This is a genomic window from Micromonospora sp. DT62 (genome assembly GCF_049847285.1).
GTDB lineage: Bacteria > Actinomycetota > Actinomycetes > Mycobacteriales > Micromonosporaceae > Micromonospora > Micromonospora reichwaldensis.
On the sequence record NZ_JBNCOB010000003.1, the window covers coordinates 255,173 to 275,532 of the forward strand.

Here is a 20,360-nt window from a genome sequence, read left to right on the forward strand (position 1 = left end):
TGGCCGGTGGAGGGCGGTGGCCGGTGGAGGGCGGTGGCCGGTGGAGGGCGGTGGCCGGTGGAGGGCGGTGGCCGGTGGAGGGCGGTGGCCGGTGGGGGCGGTGGCCGGTGGGGGCGGTGGCCGGTGGAGGGCGGTGGCCGGTGGGGGCGGTGGCCGGTGGGGGCGGTGGCCGGTGGAGGGCGTCGACCGGTGGGAAGGCGTCGGTCAGCCGCGCACGATCTGCTCGGTGTAGGCCCAGTCGTCGTCGAGGGCGGCGTCGCGCTCGCCGGTCAGGCCGGTCAGGTCCGCGCCCGCGACGCGGCCCGCGCCCGCGATCCGGTCCCGCAGGATCCGGGCCGTGACCACGGCGGCCCGGGTGCCCTGGGCGGTGACCGGGTCCAGGTGGTAGCCGGCGTCGCCGACCAGGCACCAGCCGGGCCCGCTCATCGGCCGGCGCAGCATGCGCATCCGCCCGGCGCCGCCGATCGACGTGGTGCGGCGCCCGACGGCGACGGCCGGGCCGAGCAGCGGATCGTCGCGCACCATCCGCTCGTACGAGCGCGCCGGGTGCCGGCCGGTCTCGTCGATCAGGCTCTGGTGCAGGTCCACCGCGACGCACCACTGCTTGTCGCCGCAGGGCGTCGAGATCATGACGCTGCGGTCCTGCAACGAGAAGTAGGAGCGGTCGGTGGGCAGCGGCAGGTTCTCGTAGTAGGCCAGCAGCGCGAACCACGGTGACTCGACGACCCGGTAGGCCTCCGCCCCCACGCGCTCGGCGTTGCGCGACAGCCGGCCGTCCGCCAGCACCAGCAGGTCGCAAGTGACCTCGCTGTCGACGCCGCCGTGGCGTACGGTCGCGCCACGTACCCGACCCGCGTCGATGGTGAGGTCCCGCACCCGGGCCGGGCGCCGCACGGTGACGTTGCCCCGGCCGCGCGCCGCGGCCAGCAGCGCCGGGTCCAGCACCTCGCGGGGCACGCTCATCCGGTACGAGTACGCGTCCTCGCGCGGGTAGACCCGCTCGACCACGTCCTCGCCGATGCGCTGGGTGTCGCCGTAGGTGCGCGGGGCGCCGCAGGCCAGGACCGTCTCCAGCAGACCGAGCTCGGCCCAGGCGAGGTTGCCGGACCGGTCCCAGGTGGACTGCTGCGGCCAGAACGCGGTGGGCCGCGAGGCGTCGAGGACGAGGACCCGCTCGGCGTACGGCGCGAGGGCCCAGGCGGTGCACGCCCCGGCGATCCGGCCGCCGACGACGACGACCTCCCAGTGGCCGGTGATCACGCCGGCACCGGCTCGGCGCGGTGGTGCTCCGGCGGGCTCCCGAGGTCGTCACGCGACACGACTCAGTCTCGCATCCGGACCCGACCCGGGGAAGGGAGCAGCCCGGCGAGGGGCGCGGGCCTCGTGGGCGACGGGGCCGACGTCGCGCGACGGCCCCCGAGGTCGCCGCGACGGCGCACACCGTCGGGAGGATCTTGTTATTACTGGCCGATTACCCAAGACCATTAGATTCACCCAGGTCAGCGGGCTCCCGTCTGGACGTGGGGTGAAATGTGAACAGTCGAACAATCGCGCGCCCGGAGCCCAGGCTCGAGGTCCGGGACCTCGGGTGGCGGCAGCTGTGGGCGGGCTCCCGGCTGCTCGCCCAGGCGTACGAGAACGGCGCCATCTGGGCCGCCGCCGGCTCGCTGCCCCGGTGGCAGCGGAAGTCCGCGCTGACCGCGCTGTACCTGTCCGAGCTGGTGATCGCCCAGCTGATGAGCTCGGGCATCACCCTCGCCGCGTACCGGGCCGACCGGCTCGACGGGATCCTCGTCCTCTACGGCGACGAGCGCACCACGCCGTGGTGGGGGTGGGCGCTGCGCTCGGTGGCGTGCCTGCTGGCCGGGCCGCGGGCCGTGGTGCACGCCGTCCGCATCTCCAACGCGCTGGACCGGATGCGCCCCGACCGCCCGCACGTGTGGTTCGCGGTGCTCGGCCGGCGGGTCGACTCGGTCGGCGTCGGCTACGTCCTCATGCGCGCCGGCCAGGCGCGGGCCGAGGCCCTCGGCCTGCCGGGCTACCTGGAGACCTCGGCCGGCCCGGAGCAGGTGCAGATCAACGAGATGCTCGGCTGGACGTCCGTCGACGAGTACGTGCTGAGCACCGGAAGCGTCATCAAGACGATGTGGCGCGACAACCCGGGGCGGTCATGACGGCGGCCGGACTGTGCCGGGGGCTGGACACGCTCTTCGCGGTCCCGCCGGAGCACCGGCTCGGCGATGTCGACCGTGCCTCGGCGAGACAGGTCCTCGGCTGCGACGACCACACGCTCTCCACGTTGCTCGACAGCGGGCTGCCGGCCAGTGGTGACCCGGGCGAGGAGCGTTTCGACTCGCGCGACCTGTTCAACCTGGCGCTGTACTCCGGCACCGGCACGACGGTGCCGGAGCAGGCCTTCGCCTACTCGCTGCGGTGGATGCGCTCGTCGACCGAGGAGTTGCTCGCGCCCCGCGCCTCCCGGTTCGCGCTGCGGATCGCGTGTGCCGCGGACGCGTGCGGCCCGCAGCCGACCAGCACGCTGGCACTGCCGCGCCCCGAACGCTGCGGCGGCGCGGTGCACGACCTGACGGTCGAACCCGCCGACGGCGTCGCCGGGCCGGACGCCGAACTCGGCGACACCGTCACCCGTACGGCGTCGCAGCTCGCCGTCACCGCCACCGTCCACACGACGGGCGAGCGGGCCGAGCTGCGTTCCCCGGAACTGCGCGCGATCGCCGCCGAGTTCGCCGCCATGGACCTGCGCTGGGTCAAGCTGCCCGAGGCCCTGCAGAACGACGTGGACCTGGTGACCACGCACGGCGTGGCGAGCTGCGACTCGGCGAGCCGGTACCTGGCCCAGCTCTGCCACCGGGCCGGCATCCCGGCGGTCACCCGGATCGGCTGGGTCGTCGGCATGCTCGACCTGGTCCACGCCTGGGTCGAGGTCGAGGACGCCGACGGGGCGACCAAGGTCATCGACCCGGTCTTCGCGCTGTTCTCCGCCACCGTGCGCGACACCAACCCGCTGCTGCGTGATCCGGCCGTCGCGCTGCGCACCAACCGGCTCATCCCGACGGGCCTGTCCACGGGACGGGCCGTGGCCGAACACCGGTGCGCCGGCGAACCGGCGGCGGCCCGGCTCACCACGAAGATCCTCCCCGCACCGACACGCCCCCAGGAGGGGTCATGAGCACGACCGAGACGGTCCCGGAGTTCCTCACCACGTTCCTGCGCGCCAGATGTCCGGACATCGACTCGGTCGGGCTCGACGACGACCTCGTGGACACGGGCGTCCTGAACTCGATGCACTTCGTCGAGCTGCTCTACCTGATCGAGGCGGAGCTGGGCACGGAGATCTCCCTCGACGAGGTGAGCACGGACGACTTCCGCACCATCTCCCGGATCACGCGACGTTTCTTCACCCCGGGGCAGGGCCCCGGCGCGACACCCAAGGAGTAGCAATGTTGGAGACCCGCGTCCGCGAGGTCGTCGGCTCGGTGTTCGGTGTCGCACCGGACGAGCTGCCCGAGCGCCTGGACCCGGACACCGTCCCGGGCTGGACCTCGCTGCGCCAGATCCAGCTCATGATGGCGCTCGAGAGCGCGTTCGGCATCGAGATCGACCCGAACCTGCTGCCGGCCCTCGCGTCCGGCCCGGCCATCGTGCAGTACCTCGAGGAGACGCTGGCGGTCCCGGACGGGACGGCCCGATGACGGCGTACCACCCGCAGTTGCGCACGGTGCACGACGTCGTCGCCTTCCACGCCGGGCAACGGCCCGACCATCCGGCGGTGCACTGCGAGGACCGTACGGTCAGCTACGCGCAGCTGCACCGGTCGAGCAACCGGACGGCGCACGCCCTGCGGCGCGCCGGGGTCACGGCCGGGCACCGCGTCGCCTACCTGGGCAAGGAGTCCGAGCACTACTACGACGTCCTGTTCGCCTGCGCCAAGACCGGCACCGTGCTGGTCCCCATCAACTGGCGGCTGCGCGCCGGCGAGATCCGCCACATCATGCGCGACTCCGGCAGCACGGTCCTCTTCTGCGACGAGGACCTCCTGGACACCGTCGACGCACTGCGGCCGGACCTGCCCGAGCTGCGCGAGGTCGTGTCGCTGGCCGGCTTCACCGGTTGGCAGGCCGACGAGGACGCCGATCTGGACCCGTCCTGGACAGAGGAGCAGCCCCTGGCCCAGGTGTACACCAGCGGCACGACCGGCAACCCCAAGGGTGTCGTGCTGGCCCACCGCAGCTTCTTCGCGGTGCGGGACGCGCTCGCCTCCGAGGGCCTGGACTGGATCGACTGGCGGCCGGACGACGTGAGCCTGATCGGCATCCCGGGGTTCCACATCGGTGGGCTCTGGTGGTCGATCCAGGGGTTCAGCGCCGGGATCACCAACGTGTCGGTCCGGGTGTTCGCCGGGCACGAGGCGGTCCGCCTCATCCGGCGCCACGGCGTCACCACGGCGTGTGTCGTGCCGGCCCAGTTGCAGATGATGCTCGCGCCGCCCCGGCCGAAGCGGGAGGACTTCGTCTCGCTGCGGAAGATCGTCTACGGCGGGTCGCCGATCTCCGAGGCGCTGCTCGGCCGCAGCATCGAGATGTTCGACTGCGAGTTCGCGCAGATCTACGGCCTCTCCGAGAGCGGCAACACCGCCGTCTGCCTGCCGCCGTCGGAGCACGTCGTCGGCGGGCCGCGCATGCAGGCGGCCGGACGGCCGTACCCGGGCTTTGCCGTGAAGATCATCGACGGTACGGGTCGCGTGCTGCCGCCGTTCGAGGTCGGCGAGATCTGCCTGTCGACCCCGGCGCGGATGATCGAGTACCGGGGCCTGCCCGACGCCACCGCCGCGACCCTGGTCGACGGCTGGCTGCACACCGGCGACGCCGGCTACCTGGACGACGAGGGCTTCCTCTTCGTACGCGACCGGATCAAGGACACGATCATCGTGGCCGGCGAGAACGTCTACCCGGCGGAGATCGAGAACGCGGTCTGCGCGTACCCGGGGGTGGTCGAGGCCGCCGCCGTCGCCGTGCCGCACGAGCACTGGGGCGAGGTCGTGCACTGCTTCGTGGTGACCCACCCCGACCAGCCCGTGACCGCCCGCGATCTCACCCCGTTCCTGCGGGGACGGATCGCCGACTTCAAGATCCCGGCGAGCTTCGAGTTCGTCGCCCAGCTGCCCCGCAACCCCAGCGGGAAACTCCTCCGGCGGGAGCTGCGCGAAAGGTTCTGGCAGCACCTCGACCGGCGCGTGGCCTGACAGCCGGCGCGGTCCCCGTCCGGCCCCCAACACCCACCCTTCGTGCAAAGGCGGATCGATGCACATTTTCCTGCGCCACAACAGCGACCGGATCGCGCTGTCGACAGGCAGCCCCAACCGGCTCTCGCTCGGCTACTCGGAGGACCCGCGAGCGGTAGCGAGCCGGCTCCCCCGACGCGGTGCCGACGAGCCGAAGAACGTGCTCCTGCTGGGCGCGAACGGATACGTCGGCATGCACATGCTGCGTGAGCTCCTCGGCGACGCCCGGGTGGCGACGGTCTACGCCCTGGTGCGCCGCAAGGGCGACAAGTCCGGCGAGGACCGCATCGCCCGGCAGCTGCGGAAGTACAAGATGGAGCTGCCCGACACCGGGAAGCTGTCGGTCCTGGAGGGCAGCTACCTGGAGCCGGCGATGGGGCTCGACCGCGCCGCCCACGACGAGCTGCGCACCGAGGTCGACGTGGTCATCGACGCCGCGGGGGCGACGACCCACGACTACCCCTACGCCCGGTACCGCGAGGAGAAGGTCCTGCCGACGCTCCGGCTCGCCGAGTTCTGCCTGCAGGAGCGGTTCAAGACGCTGCACGTCATCGGCTCGGTCGGCAGCGAGGTCTACCAGCAGCGGCGCGACTTCTACCGCAACAGCTTCTTCTACACCGGCTACAGCAGGATGAAGTGGGTCGTCAAGCACCTCAGCCTGCGGGCGAACCGTGACGGCGTGCCCATCCACATCTACCAGGCGCCGTTCGCGTTGGGCGGCGCGCCCACCGGGTTCAAGGACCCGGGTATGGAGTACTCGTTCTGGAACATGATCTCGCACATGCTCCAGCTGGGCCTGATCTGGGACTCGGAGGTCACCAGCCCGATCGTCGCCGGCGACGTGCTGGCCCGGTCGGTCGTGGACAACGCGTTGTCGGACGCGCCGCGGCCGATCAGCTACCCGGTGACCCCGGCGACCACCCGCGAGATCGCCGAACGGTTCGACCTGAAGCTGGTGTCGTGGCAGGAGTTCCGGCGCGAACTGATGCGGCAGCACCGGTTCCGGCCGGGTCAGATCGACTGGTCGAAGCCGATCACCAGCATCAAGCGCGGCCGGCAGCAGTCCAAGTTCGTACGCTCGCTGTTCCCGCGGTCGTTCCACACGCTGCTGAGCAACATCCACCACGCCGCCGCCAACCCGACGACCGTGCGGCTCGACACCGACCTGCCGCCGATCGACGTCCTGGTCAACAACGCCAGGCGGATCCGCAAGCTCGGCAAGTACCTGCCCGAGGAGGCGGTGGCTCCCGTCGCCGTCGCCGCGACGGTTCCCGCTCCGGCCCCCGCCGCCGAACCGGTGGCCGTCGGGGCCGTCTGACCCTCCCCTCTCGCGCGACAACGACGCCGGCTGACCTGGCACGGGTGCCAGGTCAGCCGGCGTCGGCGCGTCGGCGGGCTGGCGGGCTGGCGGGCCCAGTCCGGTATCCCCGCCGAAGGTCTCCGCGCTGCCGCGGCGGGCCTGGCGGTGGGCGCGGTGCTGGCGCTCCCCCTCGGCCGCGAGGCCAGTCGGCCGACTCCGGGACTTTGACGTATCCGAATGCGTTGCCCGGCTGTCGAGTCGCCAGCGGGAATGCCCGGACACCAATGGCCAAAGGCCGGCCGAGGCGATACGCCAACACGTGCACGAATGGCCCCACTCGCAACCCATCGAGAGGGAATTCCGCACCGCCCGGCGGCTTTGCCTGTCCCGAGGCACGCGATTCGCCCCATCGCCGGCGAGGAGCGCCCGACCACCGGCCTGTGCGGCGGCACGCCGAATCCGGCCAAGGTCCGGCCACCCCACCCGGGACGCCCGGCGAGCGCTCGTCAGCAGGCGCGGTGTCGGCCAGACAGAGAGCGCCACCTGCGCGAACGCCTGCGCCGAGCCGCTGGCCGGCACACCAGTTCCCGGCACCCTGACCGCCGACACAACCGCCCCGTCGCGTCGGCGACCAGGTGCCCGGCGCCCCGACCGCCGCCGGCCCTGGCGGTCGGCTCGCATCTCCATTGACTCTCGCTGTAAGACGGTCCAGGAAAGACCGCCGACCCCTTGGCAGAGGGTCGACGCATTCGCTACCTTCTCTATTGCCGCAAGCGGGAACGGATGAGGGGAGTCGTCGTGACGGCGTACCGCTCGGAGAATGTCTCCGAATTTCTCTTTCGGAGTCCCGAACGCTCGCCGCAGTCGACTTTCCTACCTCGTCCGCCCGACCGATCCGCATCCTGACTGCGTTTCCGCGGCACCGAGGTTCCCCCGAACGCCCGTCCCGGCTGCAGCCTGGGCGGTCCCGTCCAGGGGTGTACCGAGCCCACCGCGCCGGAGAGGAGGTACGAGCCATGGCCTTCGACATCGTGATCGTCGAGACGAACGACGTTGTGCTGAACCACGGGGCGGCCTGACGCGCCCGGTGCCGGACCCGCATGCGGGTCCGGCACCATTCCGTCCGTCGTGCTTCGTCGTCGTCGAAAGGGCATCGGAATGCGGGTACGCCGCCGCGACCAGCTCGTCTGCCGCTGGGACAGCGATGCGCTGATGGTCGCCCTGCCCGGTCAACGCCGGTGGTTGCGGGTCACCCCCGACCTGCTGAGCCTGTTGCAGCGGCTGGACGACTTCACCGACGTCGACGAGGTCGCCGCCCAGTTCGGGGGCGAGGCCGCCGACGCCGCCGTCCAGGCGGTCCACAAGCTCCGCGACGCCGGCATCCTCGTCGCCGACACCGACGACGCCTGCACCCCGCCCGTCTGGCAGCACTGGGGGCCGATCGCGTCGCGCATGCACACCGAGGCCCGCGACGCGAACTACCTCGTGGATTCGCCGCGACGCGACGCCACCGCCGCGCAGATCGCCGCCGACGGCGCACCTCCGGCGCCGTTCAAGCGGTACCCGGACGCCCCGGCCGTGCACCTTCCCCGACGCGCCCTGCCGCTGCGTACGCCCGTGGAGGAGGTGTTCGCCGCCCGGCGCACCCACCGCGCGTTCGCCGGTACCCCGGTCGGCATCGACGCGCTCGCCACCGTCCTGTCCTGCACGTTCGCGCCCCAGCGATTCCTCGACGGCGGCGCGTTCGGCCCGCAGCAGGGACGCATCAGCGCCTCCGCCGGTGGCCGGCACGAGGTCGAGTGCTACGTGGCCGTTTACGACGTCACCGGCGTCCCGGCCGGCCTCTACCACTACGCGCCCGAGGTGCACCGCCTCGAACTCCTCGACGCCACCGTCGACCGCGAGCGCATCGCCGCCCTGGCGTACGAGCAGGAACCCTCCTACCAGGGGGCCTTCACCTGCCTCACCACCACCGTCGCCGCCCGCCTGTCCTGGAAGTACCGCCACCCCCGGGCCTACCGGCTGTGGATGTTCGACGCCGGCCACTACGGTCAGACCTTCGCGCTGACCTGCACGGCGCTCGGCCTGGCGCCGTTCCAGACCGTGGCGTTCCACGACAGCGGCGTCGAGGCGATGCTCGGCGTGGATGCCGACCACGAGTTCGCCACCTACCTGCTCTCCGCCGGCAATCCCGCACCCGACGACGGCACCGGTCCCACCGGGCCGGGGTATCCACCGCCGTTCCGCCTGGCCGCCAGCTCCCACCGGTCACCGGCCGACCCCGCCGCCGGCCCGGAGCAGCTCGGATGAGCCCGACCGGCCGCACCGGCGTCCCCATCGTGGCGCCCGGCACCGGCAGCCGCGGGGCCCCGCCCGGCCACGCGGCCGGCCCGGCGTCCGTCGTCGGCGTGCCGGCCACCGGCCACCGCCGGGCGCGCCGCACGCCATGAGCGCGCCCACCAGCCCCGCCACCGCCGCCGCGCAGAAGCTGAGTCAGCACCCGCGGTTCCTGCGGGTGTGGGCCAGCCAGTCCGCCGGGGCCGTCGCCGACCAGATCCTGCCGGTCGCGTTCGCGCTGTACGCCGTACAGCGCGGGGCCGGTGCCGGCACCATCGCCGTCATCCTCGCCGGCCGGGCGATCGCCCTGGTGGTCTGCCTGCTCGCCGGGGGCATCCTCGCCGACCGCGTCTCCCGGCCCCGGATCCTGTTCACCGCCGATCTGATGCGCACCGCCATCGTCCTCGGCACGCTGCTCGCCCTCGACGACCTGCCCCTGGCCGCGCTCGGCATCGTCACCGCGCTCTCCGGCGTGGCCGAGTCCCTGTCCCGGCCGGCCATGCGGTCGTTGATCCCGGCGCTGCTCCCCGCCGGCCTGCTGGAGCGCGGCAACGCCCTGATGTCCGCCGTGCAGCGCTCCGCGACCCTCCTCGGGGCGCTCGCCGGCGCCGCGATCGTGACCGCCATCGGCATCCACGCCGCGCTGGGCCTGGCGGCCCTGCTGTTCGCGACCGGCGCCCTCGCGGTGCTGGGCGTGCGCGACGTCGCCGCCGGTGACCGGCCCCGGACCAGCGTCCTGGCCGACGCCGCGGCCGGCATCGCCACCGTCCGGCGCCGTCCCTGGGTCGCCGCCGTCATGGCTGCCGTCGCGGTCCAACTCTTCGCCGGCACCGCGCCCAGCCTGACGCTGCTCCCGCTGATCGCCGCGGACCGCCTCGGCGGCGAACTCGCCTACGGGCTCGTCCTCGCGGCTGCCGCCGCCGGCGCCCTCCCGGCCATCGCGCTGGCCGGCCGGTGGCGGCCCCGGCGGCCCGGCACGGTCAGCATGCTCGCCCTCACCACCTACGCCGCCCTGCCCGCCAGCCTCGCCTTCGCCCTGCCGCTACCGGTCACGGCGCTCTGCTTCGCCCTCGGCGGATTCGTCGTGGAGATCTACTTCATCTCCTGGCTCTCCGCCCTGCAACGCGAGATCCCCGCCGAGGTGCTGGGCAAGACCCTCGCCCTGGACCAGCTCAGCGCGTTCGCCCTGCTGCCGGTCGGTTACGCCCTCACCGGGCCGGCGGTCGCGGCGTTCGGGATCCAGCCCACCCTCGTCGCGGCGGCCGCCCTGACCGCCGCGGCCAGCGCCGTCACGCTGCTGGTCCCCGGCGTCAGCACCTTCAGCGACCCCGCCCGGGCCCACGCCGCCGGTGCGCCGGCGGGCGGCGCGGACCGCAGCGGATGATCCCTTCGGGTACGCGGAACGGGCCGTGACCGCCTGGCGGCCACGGCCCGCTGCGCGTGGAGACCGCTGCCGGGTCAGCCCACCCGGGCCGCGGCGGCGGTGACGCCCGTGACGCCGCTGCCCGACTTCGTGACGTGGTAGGTGACGGTCGTGCCGCTCCAGAAGTGGAACGTCAGGGTCACCCGGGCGCCGTCGTTGACCTCCGCGAAGAAGGCCTCGGTCAGCGTGATGCGGTTGCCGGCGTAGTCGGGGGCGAAGGCCACGTCGAACTCCTTGAACGGCGTCCAGTTGTGCGGGCCGGCGTTGCTGCCGTCGGCGTACTTCGCCTCCAAGGTGGCGAGCTGGTCACCCCGGAACTGGGTCGGCACGGCGAACGAGGTGGTGCTCCCGGTCGCGTTCGACAGCACCGGCGGGTCGTACGTGATCACGTTGATCCGCCACGGGACCCCGGCGGAGAACCGCGCGTGCAGGGTGGCGTTCACGCCGTACGCCCGGCTGCCGACCAGCCGGGTCAGCGCGCTCGCGGTGAGCGTGAGCTGGCTGCCCGACACGGTGTAGTCGGTGCCCTGCGCCAGGGCGGTGCTGCCCTGGTACAGCCCCTGGATGGTGGTGCCGTTCAGGTTCAGCGCGAGCGTTTTGGCAGTGATCGAGCCGGTACGCGGCACGTACACCTGGTCGGCGTAGGCCGTGCCGGAGCGGGTGGTCCAGCTCGACTTGATCTGCGCGAACAGCTCCGCGTCCTTCCACTGGAACGTGAGCCGGTTGAAGTGCTGCCCGTTGTCCCAGAACTGGGTGGTGATCTTCCTGGTCTTCGCGTACCAGCCGAGGAACTCGAAGAACTTCAGCTTCTCGCCCTGCTGGATGGTGCCGGTGTGCCGGTCGAAGCCGAGCAGGCCGTACTCGCCGATCACCACCGGGATGCCCTTGGCGACGAAGGCGTTGTGCACCCGGTCGAAGGCGTCGGTCAGGTCCTTCTGGGTGGTGGCGTCGAACCGGGTGCCCCCGGCGACGTTCACGCTGAACGGCCAGTAGCCGTAGAAGTGCACGGTGGCGATCAGGTTGCGGTCGCCCAGCTGGGTGAAGGTGCTGGTCAGCTCGTCGATGCGGGCCTGGTCCGACGAGGTGTGCAGGGTGGGCAGGACGAGCATCCGGGTGGCGTTGTTGCCGCCGGAGGCCCGCACGATCCGGTGGAAGGACGTGTTCAGCTCGTGCAGCAGCTGGGCGTTCTGGGCGTCGCCGGAGCTGTTGGCGAACTGCGGCTCGTTGACGCTCTCGAAGTGCAGCCTCGGCGAGGCGTCCCGGAACGCGGCCGCGATCTGGGTCCACAGCGCGTTGTAGCGGTTGAGGACGGTGGTCCGGTCGGTCGGCATCGCGTTGATCCACTGCCACGAGTCGTGGTGGATGTTGATCATTACGTAGAAGCCGTCATCCAGGGCCCAGCCGACGACCTCCTTGATCCGGTTGAGCCACGCCGCGTCGATCGTGTACGCCGGCGCGGCCCCGTGGTGGTTGCTCCAGGTGACCGGGATCCGGATGCTGTTGAAGCCCTGCGCCCGGATGGCGTCCAGCTGCGCCTGGGTGACCCGCGGGTTGCCCCAGGCCGTCTCGTCGCTGCCGACCGCGTCGAAGGTGTTGCCGAGGTTCCAGCCGGGCTGCATCGCGGCCACGTAGGCCATCGGGTCACCGGTCGGCGGCGGGGTGGTGGGTGGCGGGGTGGTGGGTGGCGGGGTCGTCGGCGGGGCGGTGGTCGGCGGGGCGGAGGTGGGGCCGACGCCGCCGGTGCAGGTGACGCCGTTGAGGGCGAACGACGTGGGGGCGGTGTTCGCGCCCGACCAGGAGCCGTTGAAGCCGAAGGACACCGTGGCGTTGGTGCCGATGGCGGCGTTGTAGCCGACGTCGGTGGCGGTGACGTTGGCGCCAGCGGCGGTGACGTTGGCGTTCCACGCCGAGGTCACCTGCTGCCCGGAGGGGAACGTCCAGGTCAACCGCCAACCGTTGATCGGGTCACCGAGGTTGGTCACGGCCACGTTCGCGGTGAAGCCGCCGGGCCACTGGTTGGCCGAGTATGCCACCCGGCAGCCGGCCGCCGCGTGCGCGCTCACCGCGAACGTCAGGCCGAGGCTCACCAACAGCAGGGTGAGGGCGCCGGTGAACAGGCTCAGCCGCCATCGGGTTCTTCTCGTCGTGCCTCGCATCTCGGCCATGACGCTCCTCGCCTGGGGTGCCGCTGGGACGGGCTCGCGGCAGGCGCCACCACGAACGCGGCCGCACCCGATCGCGAACCGCAGATTAAGTTTGGATTCCAAACTTTGTCAATCGGCGTACCTCTATCTGGGCAAGGAGGCGCGGGACGGCCGGAGGTCCGACCGCCCCGCGCCGCGCCTCACTGGTTGCGGCGGTACACCTCGATGTACGCCGCGGAGCGGTACTGCTGCTTCACGTCCTCGGCCAGCACACCGATCCACAGCGGGCCGGTGCCGGTCTTCGAGCTGACCCTGGTGTGCGCCGGGTCCAGGGCGCCGGTGGGCAGGAACGCCGGCTGCTCCACCACGGCGGAGTGGTACGCGTCCGTGCCCCCCAGCCACCAGACCAGCACGTCCCTGGCCGCGACGTTGCGCGCGTTGTCGATCCGCCCGAGTGTCTGGTACTCGTCGGCCAACACCTGCGGCAGGAAGTCGCCCCAGACGGTGTACCTGTGCGCCCCGAAGGTGCCCAGCGAGTAGCCATGGCAGAAGAACCTCTGGTCACCGGTGACGGTGGGCGCCGCCCGCCACGCCTCCACGCGGGTGCCGAGATCGGTGCGTACGGAGAGGTTCATCCCGCTGACGTTGTTCGCCAGCGCGGGCTGGAGGAGGATCTGGTCGCCACTGGTCAGGTCGAACGGCTGCATGGGACTCCTCGGCACATGTGCGACGGATGTGAGCAGGGTTCGACCCTCGACCATCCGGTCACGCACGGCAAGCATGAGGTCACCAACCCGACCGGGGACGGGACGATCCGCGCGTGCCGGTCGGCGATGTCCCGGACGATCCGGCGGGCCGTGGCCGGCCGTCGACGGCGGTCAGGCGACCGGCGACGTCCGTACGCCGGTGAGGTGTTTGGTGACGCGTAGCAGCACCTGGTCCGATGGCCCGGCGACGAAGGCGGCCGTGTCGGCCAGCGCGGTGATCAGGGGCAGTCCGCGACCACCGACGGTGAGCGGGGCGGGCAGTGCGGCGTCGAGCCCGGCGCCGTCGGGGATGCTGCCGCGGTTGCCGACCTCGAGCAGGCAGACGTCGTCGTCGATCACGATGGTGATGTCGACGCTGCTGTCGGCGTCCGCGTGCAGCACCGCGTTGGTGCACGCCTCGGTGATCAGCACGGCGAGGTGACCACGGGAGTCCTCGGCGGTGTCGGTGAGGCTCAGCAGGGTGGCGAGTACGTGCCGGGCGCGGGTCACCGAGGACGGTCGACGCGGGAGTGAGAACGTCGTGGTTACGCGCATCGCGCCGTTCCTCCTCCCCGCTGGGTGACCGCGCCGGACTACTGTGCCACAACTCGGGGCGGGACGCTTCCGCGGTGATCAGCACTACCCGGAGTTGCCGCGGTCAAACGGCCGGGCGTGTCGGCGCGACGCACGCCGGCCGGCGGCGGTCCGCACCCGGCAGCATAGGGTGAGCGGGGATCATCGGCGTGGGGAGGCTGTCGTGGCACTGCTGTTGTCGGTCCGGCCGGGCCGTGGTTGCACCGTGCTCGAGGTGCGCGGCGAGCTGGACCTGGCGACGTCCCCGCAGTTGCGTGAGGGTCTGCAACGGTTGGTCGACGCCGGTGACCGCCAGGTGGTGGTGGACCTGGCCGAGGTGGGGTTCATGGACTCCAGCGGGCTGGGCGCGCTGGTGGTGATGTTCAAGGCGTTGCGTGACGCCGGCGGTCGGCTCTGCCTCGCCGCGGTGCAGCCCGCCGTGCGGAGCGTCCTGACGGTCACGTCGGTGGACCGCGTGATCGACATCTACGACAGCGTGCCGGCGGCCGAGGCCGATCTGCCGTCCGGGCACGACGCGACGGGCCGGTAGTCAGTCGGGCAGCGCGCCGCTGGCACGTGCCTGGTCGGCGCCGGCGCTGGTGCTCCGGTCCTCGCTGTGCCCGCCGTGCCAGTCGAGGATGAACAGCGTGGCATCGTCGGCCAGAGTCGGCCCGCTGACCTCGAGCACGGCATCCGCCAACGCCCGGGCGGCCTCGCGCGGATGCAGCCCGGCGATCGACCGCAAGTGGGCCGGAAGGTCCAGGCTGGCGGCGTTGCGCTCCCGCATCCCGTCGGTGATCACCACCAGACGGTCGCCCGGTCGCAGCGTGACCTCGCCTGCGCCGTAACTGGCTTCGGCGAACATGCCGAGGGGGAAGTTGGCCGGTAGCGACAGCGCCCGGGTGTCCCCGTCGCGCACCAGCAGCGGCGGCACGTGCCCGGCGTTGAGCAGCGCGCACACCCCCGCGCGCAGGTCCAGACGGCCGAGGACCGCCGTGACGTAACTGCCGGGCACGCTGGCGTGAGCGGCCACGTCGGCGTTCGCAGCGTCGGCCTGCTCCACCAGACCAGCCCCGCGGCGGCGGCTGTTGCGCAGGCTGCCCACGCCCAGCGTGGCCGTCAGCGCACTGGCCACCCCGTGGCCCATCGCGTCGGTGACGCTGAAGTGCAGCACGTCGCGGGCGAGGCTGTAGTCGAAGGTGTCCCCGCCGATGCTGGCGGCGGGTTCGAGCCAGCCGGACAGGGTGAACGCGCTGGCCTCACACGTGAACGAGGCGGGCAGCAGGCGGCGCTGGATCTCCCCGGAGAGAGTGAACGGGGTCGTCCGTTGCCCCCACTCGAACAGGTCGGTGTACCGCCGGTTGGCGATCACCACGAACGCCAACACGTGCGCCGTGCGGGCGATCTCCTCCAGCGTTCGCGCATCGGGCTCGTCCGGCAGGACCATCTCGAGCAGGCCCATCGCCTCGCCGCGCTCGGTCACGGGCGCCAGCACGGTCCATCCGTCGGGCTGCGCGAGAACCTGCACCGCCTGGGCGCGCAGCGCCTGCTCGGCGGGGCCGCCGTCGAACGGCATCACCGTGGCGGCCTCGTCGCCGTCCCGGCGTCCCGCACCGGCGCCGTCGAGCGGCACGTGGGTCAACCGGACCAGCGCCCGGCCGCTGAGGTCCGCGATGAGGAACGCGATCGTACGTGCCCCCAGCGCCGCGCCGAGCCCTCGCGTGACCGCCTCCACCGCCTCGACCGGCGAGGCGTTCTCCGCAGCATCCAACAACATCTGAACCACGATCCGCCCTCGACTGCTCTCCACTGTCGGAGCCTACCGACCCGGCCGGTGAGCACCGAGTACGGCGATCCTCCCCCGCGACGACCTCAGTCAGCCGCTTCCACGTACGACGCCAGGTTGGCCAGCGAGGAGGCGATCCCGGCCTCGTGGTCCGCCTGGTCGATACCGTGTGGTACGTCCGTGGCGGTGACGGTCACCTCGGTCCCCGCGCCGGTGGCCGCGAGGTGCCAGGTCATCGTCATGGTGCCCGCGTACGCCGGGTCGTCGGCCTCGAACACCGCCCGCTGCACCACGCGCTCGGGTGGCACCAGGGCGGCGAACCCGACGTCGACGACATCCGTCGCATCCGACGTCTTGCCGGGGCTGTCGGCGGCGTCGAGGTAGGTCAGGACCATCCGGAACCCGCCTCCGGGCCGGGGATCCCACCGCTCGATCCGCCCGCGCATGCCGTCGGGCGGCAGCCACGCCTCGAGCGCCTCCCGGTCGAGCAGGGCGCCGTAGACGGTCGCCGGTGGTGCCGCGATCACCCGGCTGGCGCGGTCGGTCCGTCCCATGACCCGATCCTAGGACCGGGCTCGCGCCATGCCCATCCGCGTCGACCGCCCTGGGTCAGCTCAGCCGGGAACCGGTCAGCGTCGGGTTGCGGGCGCCGAGGAAGAAGATGCCGGGGTAGCCGCGCGTCTCGAAGCCGTTGCTCGGGTTGCGGCGCAGGGTGGAGTTCTCGATCCGCATGGTGCCGGTGCGGTCGTTGCTGACGAAGAAGACGGCCCCGCCGCCCTCGCTCGCCTCGTTGCCCTCGATGAGGGTGCCGGCGATCCGGACGGTGAACTCGTTGCCGTCGCAGTAGATCGCCCCGCCGCTGCCGCCGCCCGGTGTGCCGGGCCTGGCCGGGTTGGCCCCGGTGCCGACCGCCCGGTTGTCGCGCAGGACGCTGTTCAGCACCGCCCAGGTGACGCCGATGCTGCTCAGGGCGCCGCCGTTGGCGCAGACGCCGCCGTCGAACGTGCTGCCCACCACGTACACGGGCTTGTTCTCGTGCTGGCTGAGTACCCGGATGGCCGCGCCGCCCAGGTCGGGGCCGGTCCGGTCGCAGCGGTTGCGGACGAAGCGCGAGTTGACCACCTTGAACCGGCCGCCCCGGACGAAGATCGCCCCACCGCCGCCGCCCTCGGTGCGCTCGCCGGTGGAGTTGCCGTCGGCGAAGGTCAGGTTCTGCACGGTGAGCTGGGGGTGGTCCTGGTTCTGGCAGTGCGAGGTGGTCCAGCCCTGCGCGCTGTCGCAGGTGTTCATGTAGAGGATCCGCCGCTGCCCCTGGCCGCTGAGGGTGACCTTGCCGCCGCCGTCCAGCACCACCCTGGGACCGTTGGCGTTGCGGACCTTGGCGGTGGCCGTCATCTTGATCGTCACCGGTTGCGGCCCGCAGTCGAACGTGATGACGCCGCCGGCCGCGACCGCCTTCACCACCGCGGCCGAGGTGCAACTGGCGGCGGTGCCACTGCCGATCGTCCGGGTCGGCCTCGACGTGTCGACGGCGCGCGCCTCCGCCGGCACGGCCGCGCCGCCGTCCGGGTTGCCGGCCTTCAGGGTCCCCGCCTTCGTCGCGCGCCCCGGGCTGGCGCTCGCGGAAGGTCCGCCGAGTCCGGAACGGGCCGTCGGGGCGGCCCCGGGGCTGCTCGCCTCGGCCCCACCGGCCGGCGTCGCCGCGGCTGGCGGGGCCGGGGGCGGGCCGCCGTCGGCGGCGGAGTTGCCGCAGGCGGGCAGGCCCGCCCCGGCGACGGACAGGACGAGTAGGGCGGCAAGCGACTTCACACGCACCCCGTGATGCTAGGGACCGCCCGGCCTCCGCCCTCGACGGGACAGGGACCAGCGGTGACGCCCGCCCGGTCACCGGACCCGACGGCGGACGAGCCCCGGTCGATCCACCAGCGATCGACCGGGGCTCGTCGTCCGGAGCCGGGTCAGACGAGGTCGAACCGGTCGAGTTCCATGACCTTGGTCCAGGCCGCGACGAAGTCGGCGACGAACTTGTCGCGCGCGTCCTGGCTGGCGTAGACCTCGGCGAGGGCCCGCAGCTGGGAGTTGGAGCCGAAGATCAGGTCGACCGCGGTGGCGGTCCACTTCACCTCGTCGCTGGCCAGGTCCCGGATCTCGTAGACGTGCTCGGCGGACTCCGACGCCTTCCACCGGGTGCCCGGGGAGAGCAGGTTGGCGAAGAAGTCGTTGGTGAGCAGGCCGGGCCGGTCGGTGAGGACGCCGTGCCGAGTGCCGCCGGCGTTCGCCCCGAGGGAGCGCAGGCCGCCGACGAGGACGGTCATCTCGGGCGCGGTCAGGTTGAGCATGTAGGCGCGGTCGAGGAGCAGCACCTCCGGCTGGGTCTTCTCGCCGGCACGCAGGTAGTTGCGGAACCCGTCGGCGCGCGGCTCCAGCACCCGGAAGGACTCGACGTCGGTCTGCTCCTGGGTGGCGTCGGTGCGGCCCGGCCGGAACGGCACGGTCACCTCGACGCCGGCGTCGCGCGCCGCCTTCTCGACGGCCGCCGAGCCGGCCAGCACGATCAGGTCCGCGAGCGAGATCTTCGCGCCGCCGGCGGAGTTGAACTCCTGCCGGATGCCCTCGAGGGCCTCCAGGACCGTCGCGAGCTGCTCGGGCTGGTTGACCTCCCAGCCGCGCTGCGGCTCGAGACGGATCCGCGCGCCGTTGGCGCCGCCGCGCTTGTCGGTGGACCGGAAACTGGCGGCCGAGGCCCAGGCGGTGGAGACCAGCTGCGCGGTCGTCAGACCGGACTCGAGGACCTTCGCCTTGAGCGCGGCGACGTCGGCGTCGCCCACGAGCTCGTGGTCGACGGCCGGCACCGGGTCCTGCCACAGCTGGGCTTCCGGGACCCACGGCCCGAGGAAGCGCTCGACCGGCCCCATGTCGCGGTGCAGCAGCTTGTACCAGGCCTTGGCGAACGCCAGCGCGAACTCGTCGGGGTTCTCCAGGAAACGGCGCGAGATCTTCTCGTACGCCGGGTCGACGCGCAGCGACAGGTCGGTCGTGAGCATCGTCGGCTTGTGCTTCTTCGACGGGTCGTGGGCGTCCGGGATGATCGCCTCGGCGTCCTTGGCGACCCACTGCTTCGCGCCGCCGGGGCTCGTCGTCAGCTCCCACTCGTAGCCGAAGAGGATCTCGAAGAACCGGTTGCTCCACTGCGTCGGCACGTCGGTCCACGTCACCTCCAGGCCGCTGGTGATCGTGTCACCGCCCTTGCCGCTGCCGTAGGTGCTCAGCCAGCCCAGGCCCTGCGACTCCAGCGGGGCGCCCTCGGGCTCGGGGCCCACGTGGTCGTCGGCGACGCCGGCGCCGTGGGTCTTGCCGAAGGTGTGGCCGCCGGCGATGAGGGCGACGGTCTCCTCGTCGTTCATCGCCATCCGGGCGAAGGTCTCACGGATGAAGTGCGCCGCGGCGAGCGGGTCCGCGTTGCCGCGGGGGCCCTCCGGGTTGACGTAGATGAGCCCCATCTCGGTGGCCCCGACGCCGGTCACCATCTCCTTCTCGGAGGCGTAGCGCTCGTCACCGAGCCAGGTGTCCTCCGGGCCCCAGAAGATCTCCTCGGGCTCCCAGACGTCCTCCCGGCCGAAGGCGAAGCCGAAGGTCTTGAAGCCCATCGACTCCAGGGCGACGTTGCCGGCGAGCACGAGCAGGTCGGCCCACGAGATCTTCTGGCCGTACTTCTGCTTCACCGGCCACAGCAGCCGGCGGGCCTTGTCGAGGTTGGCGTTGTCCGGCCAGCTGTTGAGCGGGGCGAACCGCTGGCCACCGTCGCCGGCGCCGCCGCGGCCGTCCTCGATGCGGTAGGTGCCCGCGGCGTGCCAGCTCATCCGGATCATCAGGCCGCCGTAGTGGCCGAAGTCGGCCGGCCACCAGTCCTGCGAGGTGGTGAGGACCTTGACGATGTCCTGCTTGAGGGCCTCGACGTCGAGCTTGGCGAACTCCCTGGCGTAGCTGAAGTCCTCCCCCAGCGGGTTGCCCTTCGACGAGTGGGCGTGCAGCACCGAGAGGTCGAGCTGGTTGGGCCACCAGTCCCGGTTGGTGCGCGGACGGCCTCCGGTCTTCGGCGTCGGCGAGTCGATCGCCGGGTTCTCGCTCTCGCTGCCGTGCGCGGTCACGGAGTCGTGCGCGACCGGGCAACCGGCCGCCTCCTTCTTGTCCACGCCCTGCGCGCTGACGGGGCCATTGTCCTGGGTGTCGCTCATCTGCTTCCTTCCGGACTGGCGGTTCACTGAACGGTGCGTTCGGTCGCGCAGTCGGGGCAGGTGCCCCAGTAGACGACCTCCGCCTCGTCGACCACGAAGCCGCGGTCGTCGGAGGCGGTGAGACAGGGTGCATGGCCGACGGCGCACTCGACGTCGGCGATCGCGCCGCAGGAGCGGCACACGACATGGTGGTGGTTGTCGCCCACCCGAGACTCGTAGCGGGCGGTCGCCCCGGCGGGCTGGATGCGCCGCACCAGACCGGCGTCGGTGAGCGCGCGCAGCACGTCGTAGACCGCCTGGTGGGAGACCGTGGGCTGGTCCGCCCGCACCAGGGCGATCACCGTGTCGGTGTCGACGTGCGGGTGGTCACGCAGCGCTCTGAGCACCGCCAACCGGGGCCGCGTCACGCGCAACGAGACCGCCCGCAGCTGGGTCTCGAAGTCGGGCGTCACGTGTCGAACATAGTCCAGTATTTTGGAACGGATCAAGTTTTTCTGAGGTTCAACCCGCGCAC

General features: G+C 72.2%; 18 protein-coding genes. 9 read left to right on the forward strand and 9 right to left on the reverse strand.

The window, feature by feature from the left end:
• Window positions 1–204 precede the first annotated feature (204 nt).
• Window positions 205–1,260, reverse strand: a complete 1,056-nt coding sequence (locus ACPXCB_RS06820; protein WP_425873201.1) for an FAD-dependent monooxygenase — start codon at window positions 1,258–1,260, stop codon at window positions 205–207.
• Between the two features lie 272 nt (window positions 1,261–1,532).
• On the opposite strand from ACPXCB_RS06820, the gene ACPXCB_RS06825 reads away from it, so the two are divergent.
• The 8 genes from ACPXCB_RS06825 (at window position 1,533) to ACPXCB_RS06860 (ending at window position 10,323) form a co-directional block, all read left to right on the forward strand.
• Window positions 1,533–2,174, forward strand: a complete 642-nt coding sequence (locus tag ACPXCB_RS06825; protein WP_425873203.1) for a hypothetical protein — start codon at window positions 1,533–1,535, stop codon at window positions 2,172–2,174.
• On the forward strand, window positions 2,171–3,190 hold the full coding sequence (locus ACPXCB_RS06830) for a hypothetical protein (protein WP_425873205.1): 1,020 nt from the start codon (window positions 2,171–2,173) through the stop codon (window positions 3,188–3,190). Before ACPXCB_RS06825 ends, ACPXCB_RS06830 begins: the two co-directional genes overlap by 4 nt.
• On the forward strand, window positions 3,187–3,459 hold the full coding sequence (locus ACPXCB_RS06835) for an acyl carrier protein (RefSeq protein WP_132240601.1): 273 nt from the start codon (window positions 3,187–3,189) through the stop codon (window positions 3,457–3,459). Before ACPXCB_RS06830 ends, ACPXCB_RS06835 begins: the two co-directional genes overlap by 4 nt.
• 2 nt (window positions 3,460–3,461) lie before the next feature.
• Window positions 3,462–3,713 (forward strand): acyl carrier protein, encoded by a 252-nt coding sequence (locus ACPXCB_RS06840; protein ID WP_425873207.1) that lies wholly within the window; start codon window positions 3,462–3,464, stop codon window positions 3,711–3,713.
• Window positions 3,710–5,263, forward strand: coding sequence for a long-chain-fatty-acid--CoA ligase (locus ACPXCB_RS06845; RefSeq protein WP_425873209.1), 1,554 nt, complete (start codon window positions 3,710–3,712; stop codon window positions 5,261–5,263). Before ACPXCB_RS06840 ends, ACPXCB_RS06845 begins: the two co-directional genes overlap by 4 nt.
• Before the next feature lie 58 nt (window positions 5,264–5,321).
• Complete coding sequence (locus tag ACPXCB_RS06850; RefSeq protein ID WP_425873211.1) at window positions 5,322–6,620, forward strand: SDR family oxidoreductase; 1,299 nt, start codon at window positions 5,322–5,324, stop codon at window positions 6,618–6,620.
• Window positions 6,621–7,760: 1,140 nt separating this feature from the next.
• A complete protein-coding gene (locus ACPXCB_RS06855; RefSeq protein WP_425873213.1) occupies window positions 7,761–8,912 on the forward strand; it encodes a SagB/ThcOx family dehydrogenase in 1,152 nt (383 codons plus the stop codon).
• A 136-nt stretch (window positions 8,913–9,048) separates the two neighbouring features.
• Complete coding sequence (locus ACPXCB_RS06860) at window positions 9,049–10,323, forward strand: MFS transporter (protein WP_192581455.1); 1,275 nt, start codon at window positions 9,049–9,051, stop codon at window positions 10,321–10,323.
• Between the two features lie 74 nt (window positions 10,324–10,397).
• Here the strand turns inward: ACPXCB_RS06860 and ACPXCB_RS06865 are convergent, their stop codons facing one another.
• The 3 genes from ACPXCB_RS06865 to ACPXCB_RS06875 all read right to left on the reverse strand — a co-directional run bounded on the left by ACPXCB_RS06865 (window position 10,398) and on the right by ACPXCB_RS06875 (window position 13,807).
• Entirely contained in the window at window positions 10,398–12,527 is a 2,130-nt protein-coding gene (locus ACPXCB_RS06865) for a cellulase family glycosylhydrolase (protein ID WP_425873215.1), read from the reverse strand.
• Window positions 12,528–12,706: 179 nt separating this feature from the next.
• Entirely contained in the window at window positions 12,707–13,213 is a 507-nt protein-coding gene (locus tag ACPXCB_RS06870; RefSeq protein WP_358121322.1) for a hypothetical protein, read from the reverse strand.
• 171 nt (window positions 13,214–13,384) lie between these two features.
• Window positions 13,385–13,807, reverse strand: coding sequence for an ATP-binding protein (locus ACPXCB_RS06875; protein ID WP_151453871.1), 423 nt, complete (start codon window positions 13,805–13,807; stop codon window positions 13,385–13,387).
• 202 nt (window positions 13,808–14,009) lie between these two features.
• Here ACPXCB_RS06875 and ACPXCB_RS06880 point away from each other — a divergent pair, with 202 nt between their 5' ends.
• Window positions 14,010–14,375, forward strand: coding sequence for an STAS domain-containing protein (locus ACPXCB_RS06880; RefSeq protein WP_425857244.1), 366 nt, complete (start codon window positions 14,010–14,012; stop codon window positions 14,373–14,375).
• On the opposite strand, the gene ACPXCB_RS06885 is transcribed toward ACPXCB_RS06880, so the two are convergent.
• The 5 genes from ACPXCB_RS06885 to ACPXCB_RS06905 all read right to left on the reverse strand — a co-directional run bounded on the left by ACPXCB_RS06885 (window position 14,376) and on the right by ACPXCB_RS06905 (window position 20,298).
• Window positions 14,376–15,635 (reverse strand): PP2C family protein-serine/threonine phosphatase, encoded by a 1,260-nt coding sequence (locus tag ACPXCB_RS06885; protein ID WP_358121319.1) that lies wholly within the window; start codon window positions 15,633–15,635, stop codon window positions 14,376–14,378.
• 62 nt (window positions 15,636–15,697) lie between these two features.
• The gene (locus ACPXCB_RS06890; RefSeq protein ID WP_327028832.1) at window positions 15,698–16,165 is read right to left on the reverse strand and encodes an SRPBCC family protein; all 468 of its coding nucleotides are present in this window, start codon (window positions 16,163–16,165) and stop codon (window positions 15,698–15,700) included.
• 55 nt (window positions 16,166–16,220) lie between these two features.
• Window positions 16,221–17,426 carry a hypothetical protein gene (locus ACPXCB_RS06895; RefSeq protein WP_425873217.1) on the reverse strand — a complete coding sequence of 402 codons (1,206 nt, stop codon included), beginning with the start codon at window positions 17,424–17,426 and terminating at the stop codon, window positions 16,221–16,223.
• A gap of 143 nt (window positions 17,427–17,569) precedes the next feature.
• Window positions 17,570–19,846 (reverse strand): catalase/peroxidase HPI, encoded by a 2,277-nt coding sequence (katG, locus tag ACPXCB_RS06900; protein WP_151453866.1) that lies wholly within the window; start codon window positions 19,844–19,846, stop codon window positions 17,570–17,572.
• Window positions 19,847–19,869: 23 nt separating this feature from the next.
• Entirely contained in the window at window positions 19,870–20,298 is a 429-nt protein-coding gene (locus ACPXCB_RS06905; RefSeq protein ID WP_132240588.1) for a Fur family transcriptional regulator, read from the reverse strand.
• Window positions 20,299–20,360: the final 62 nt, after the last annotated feature.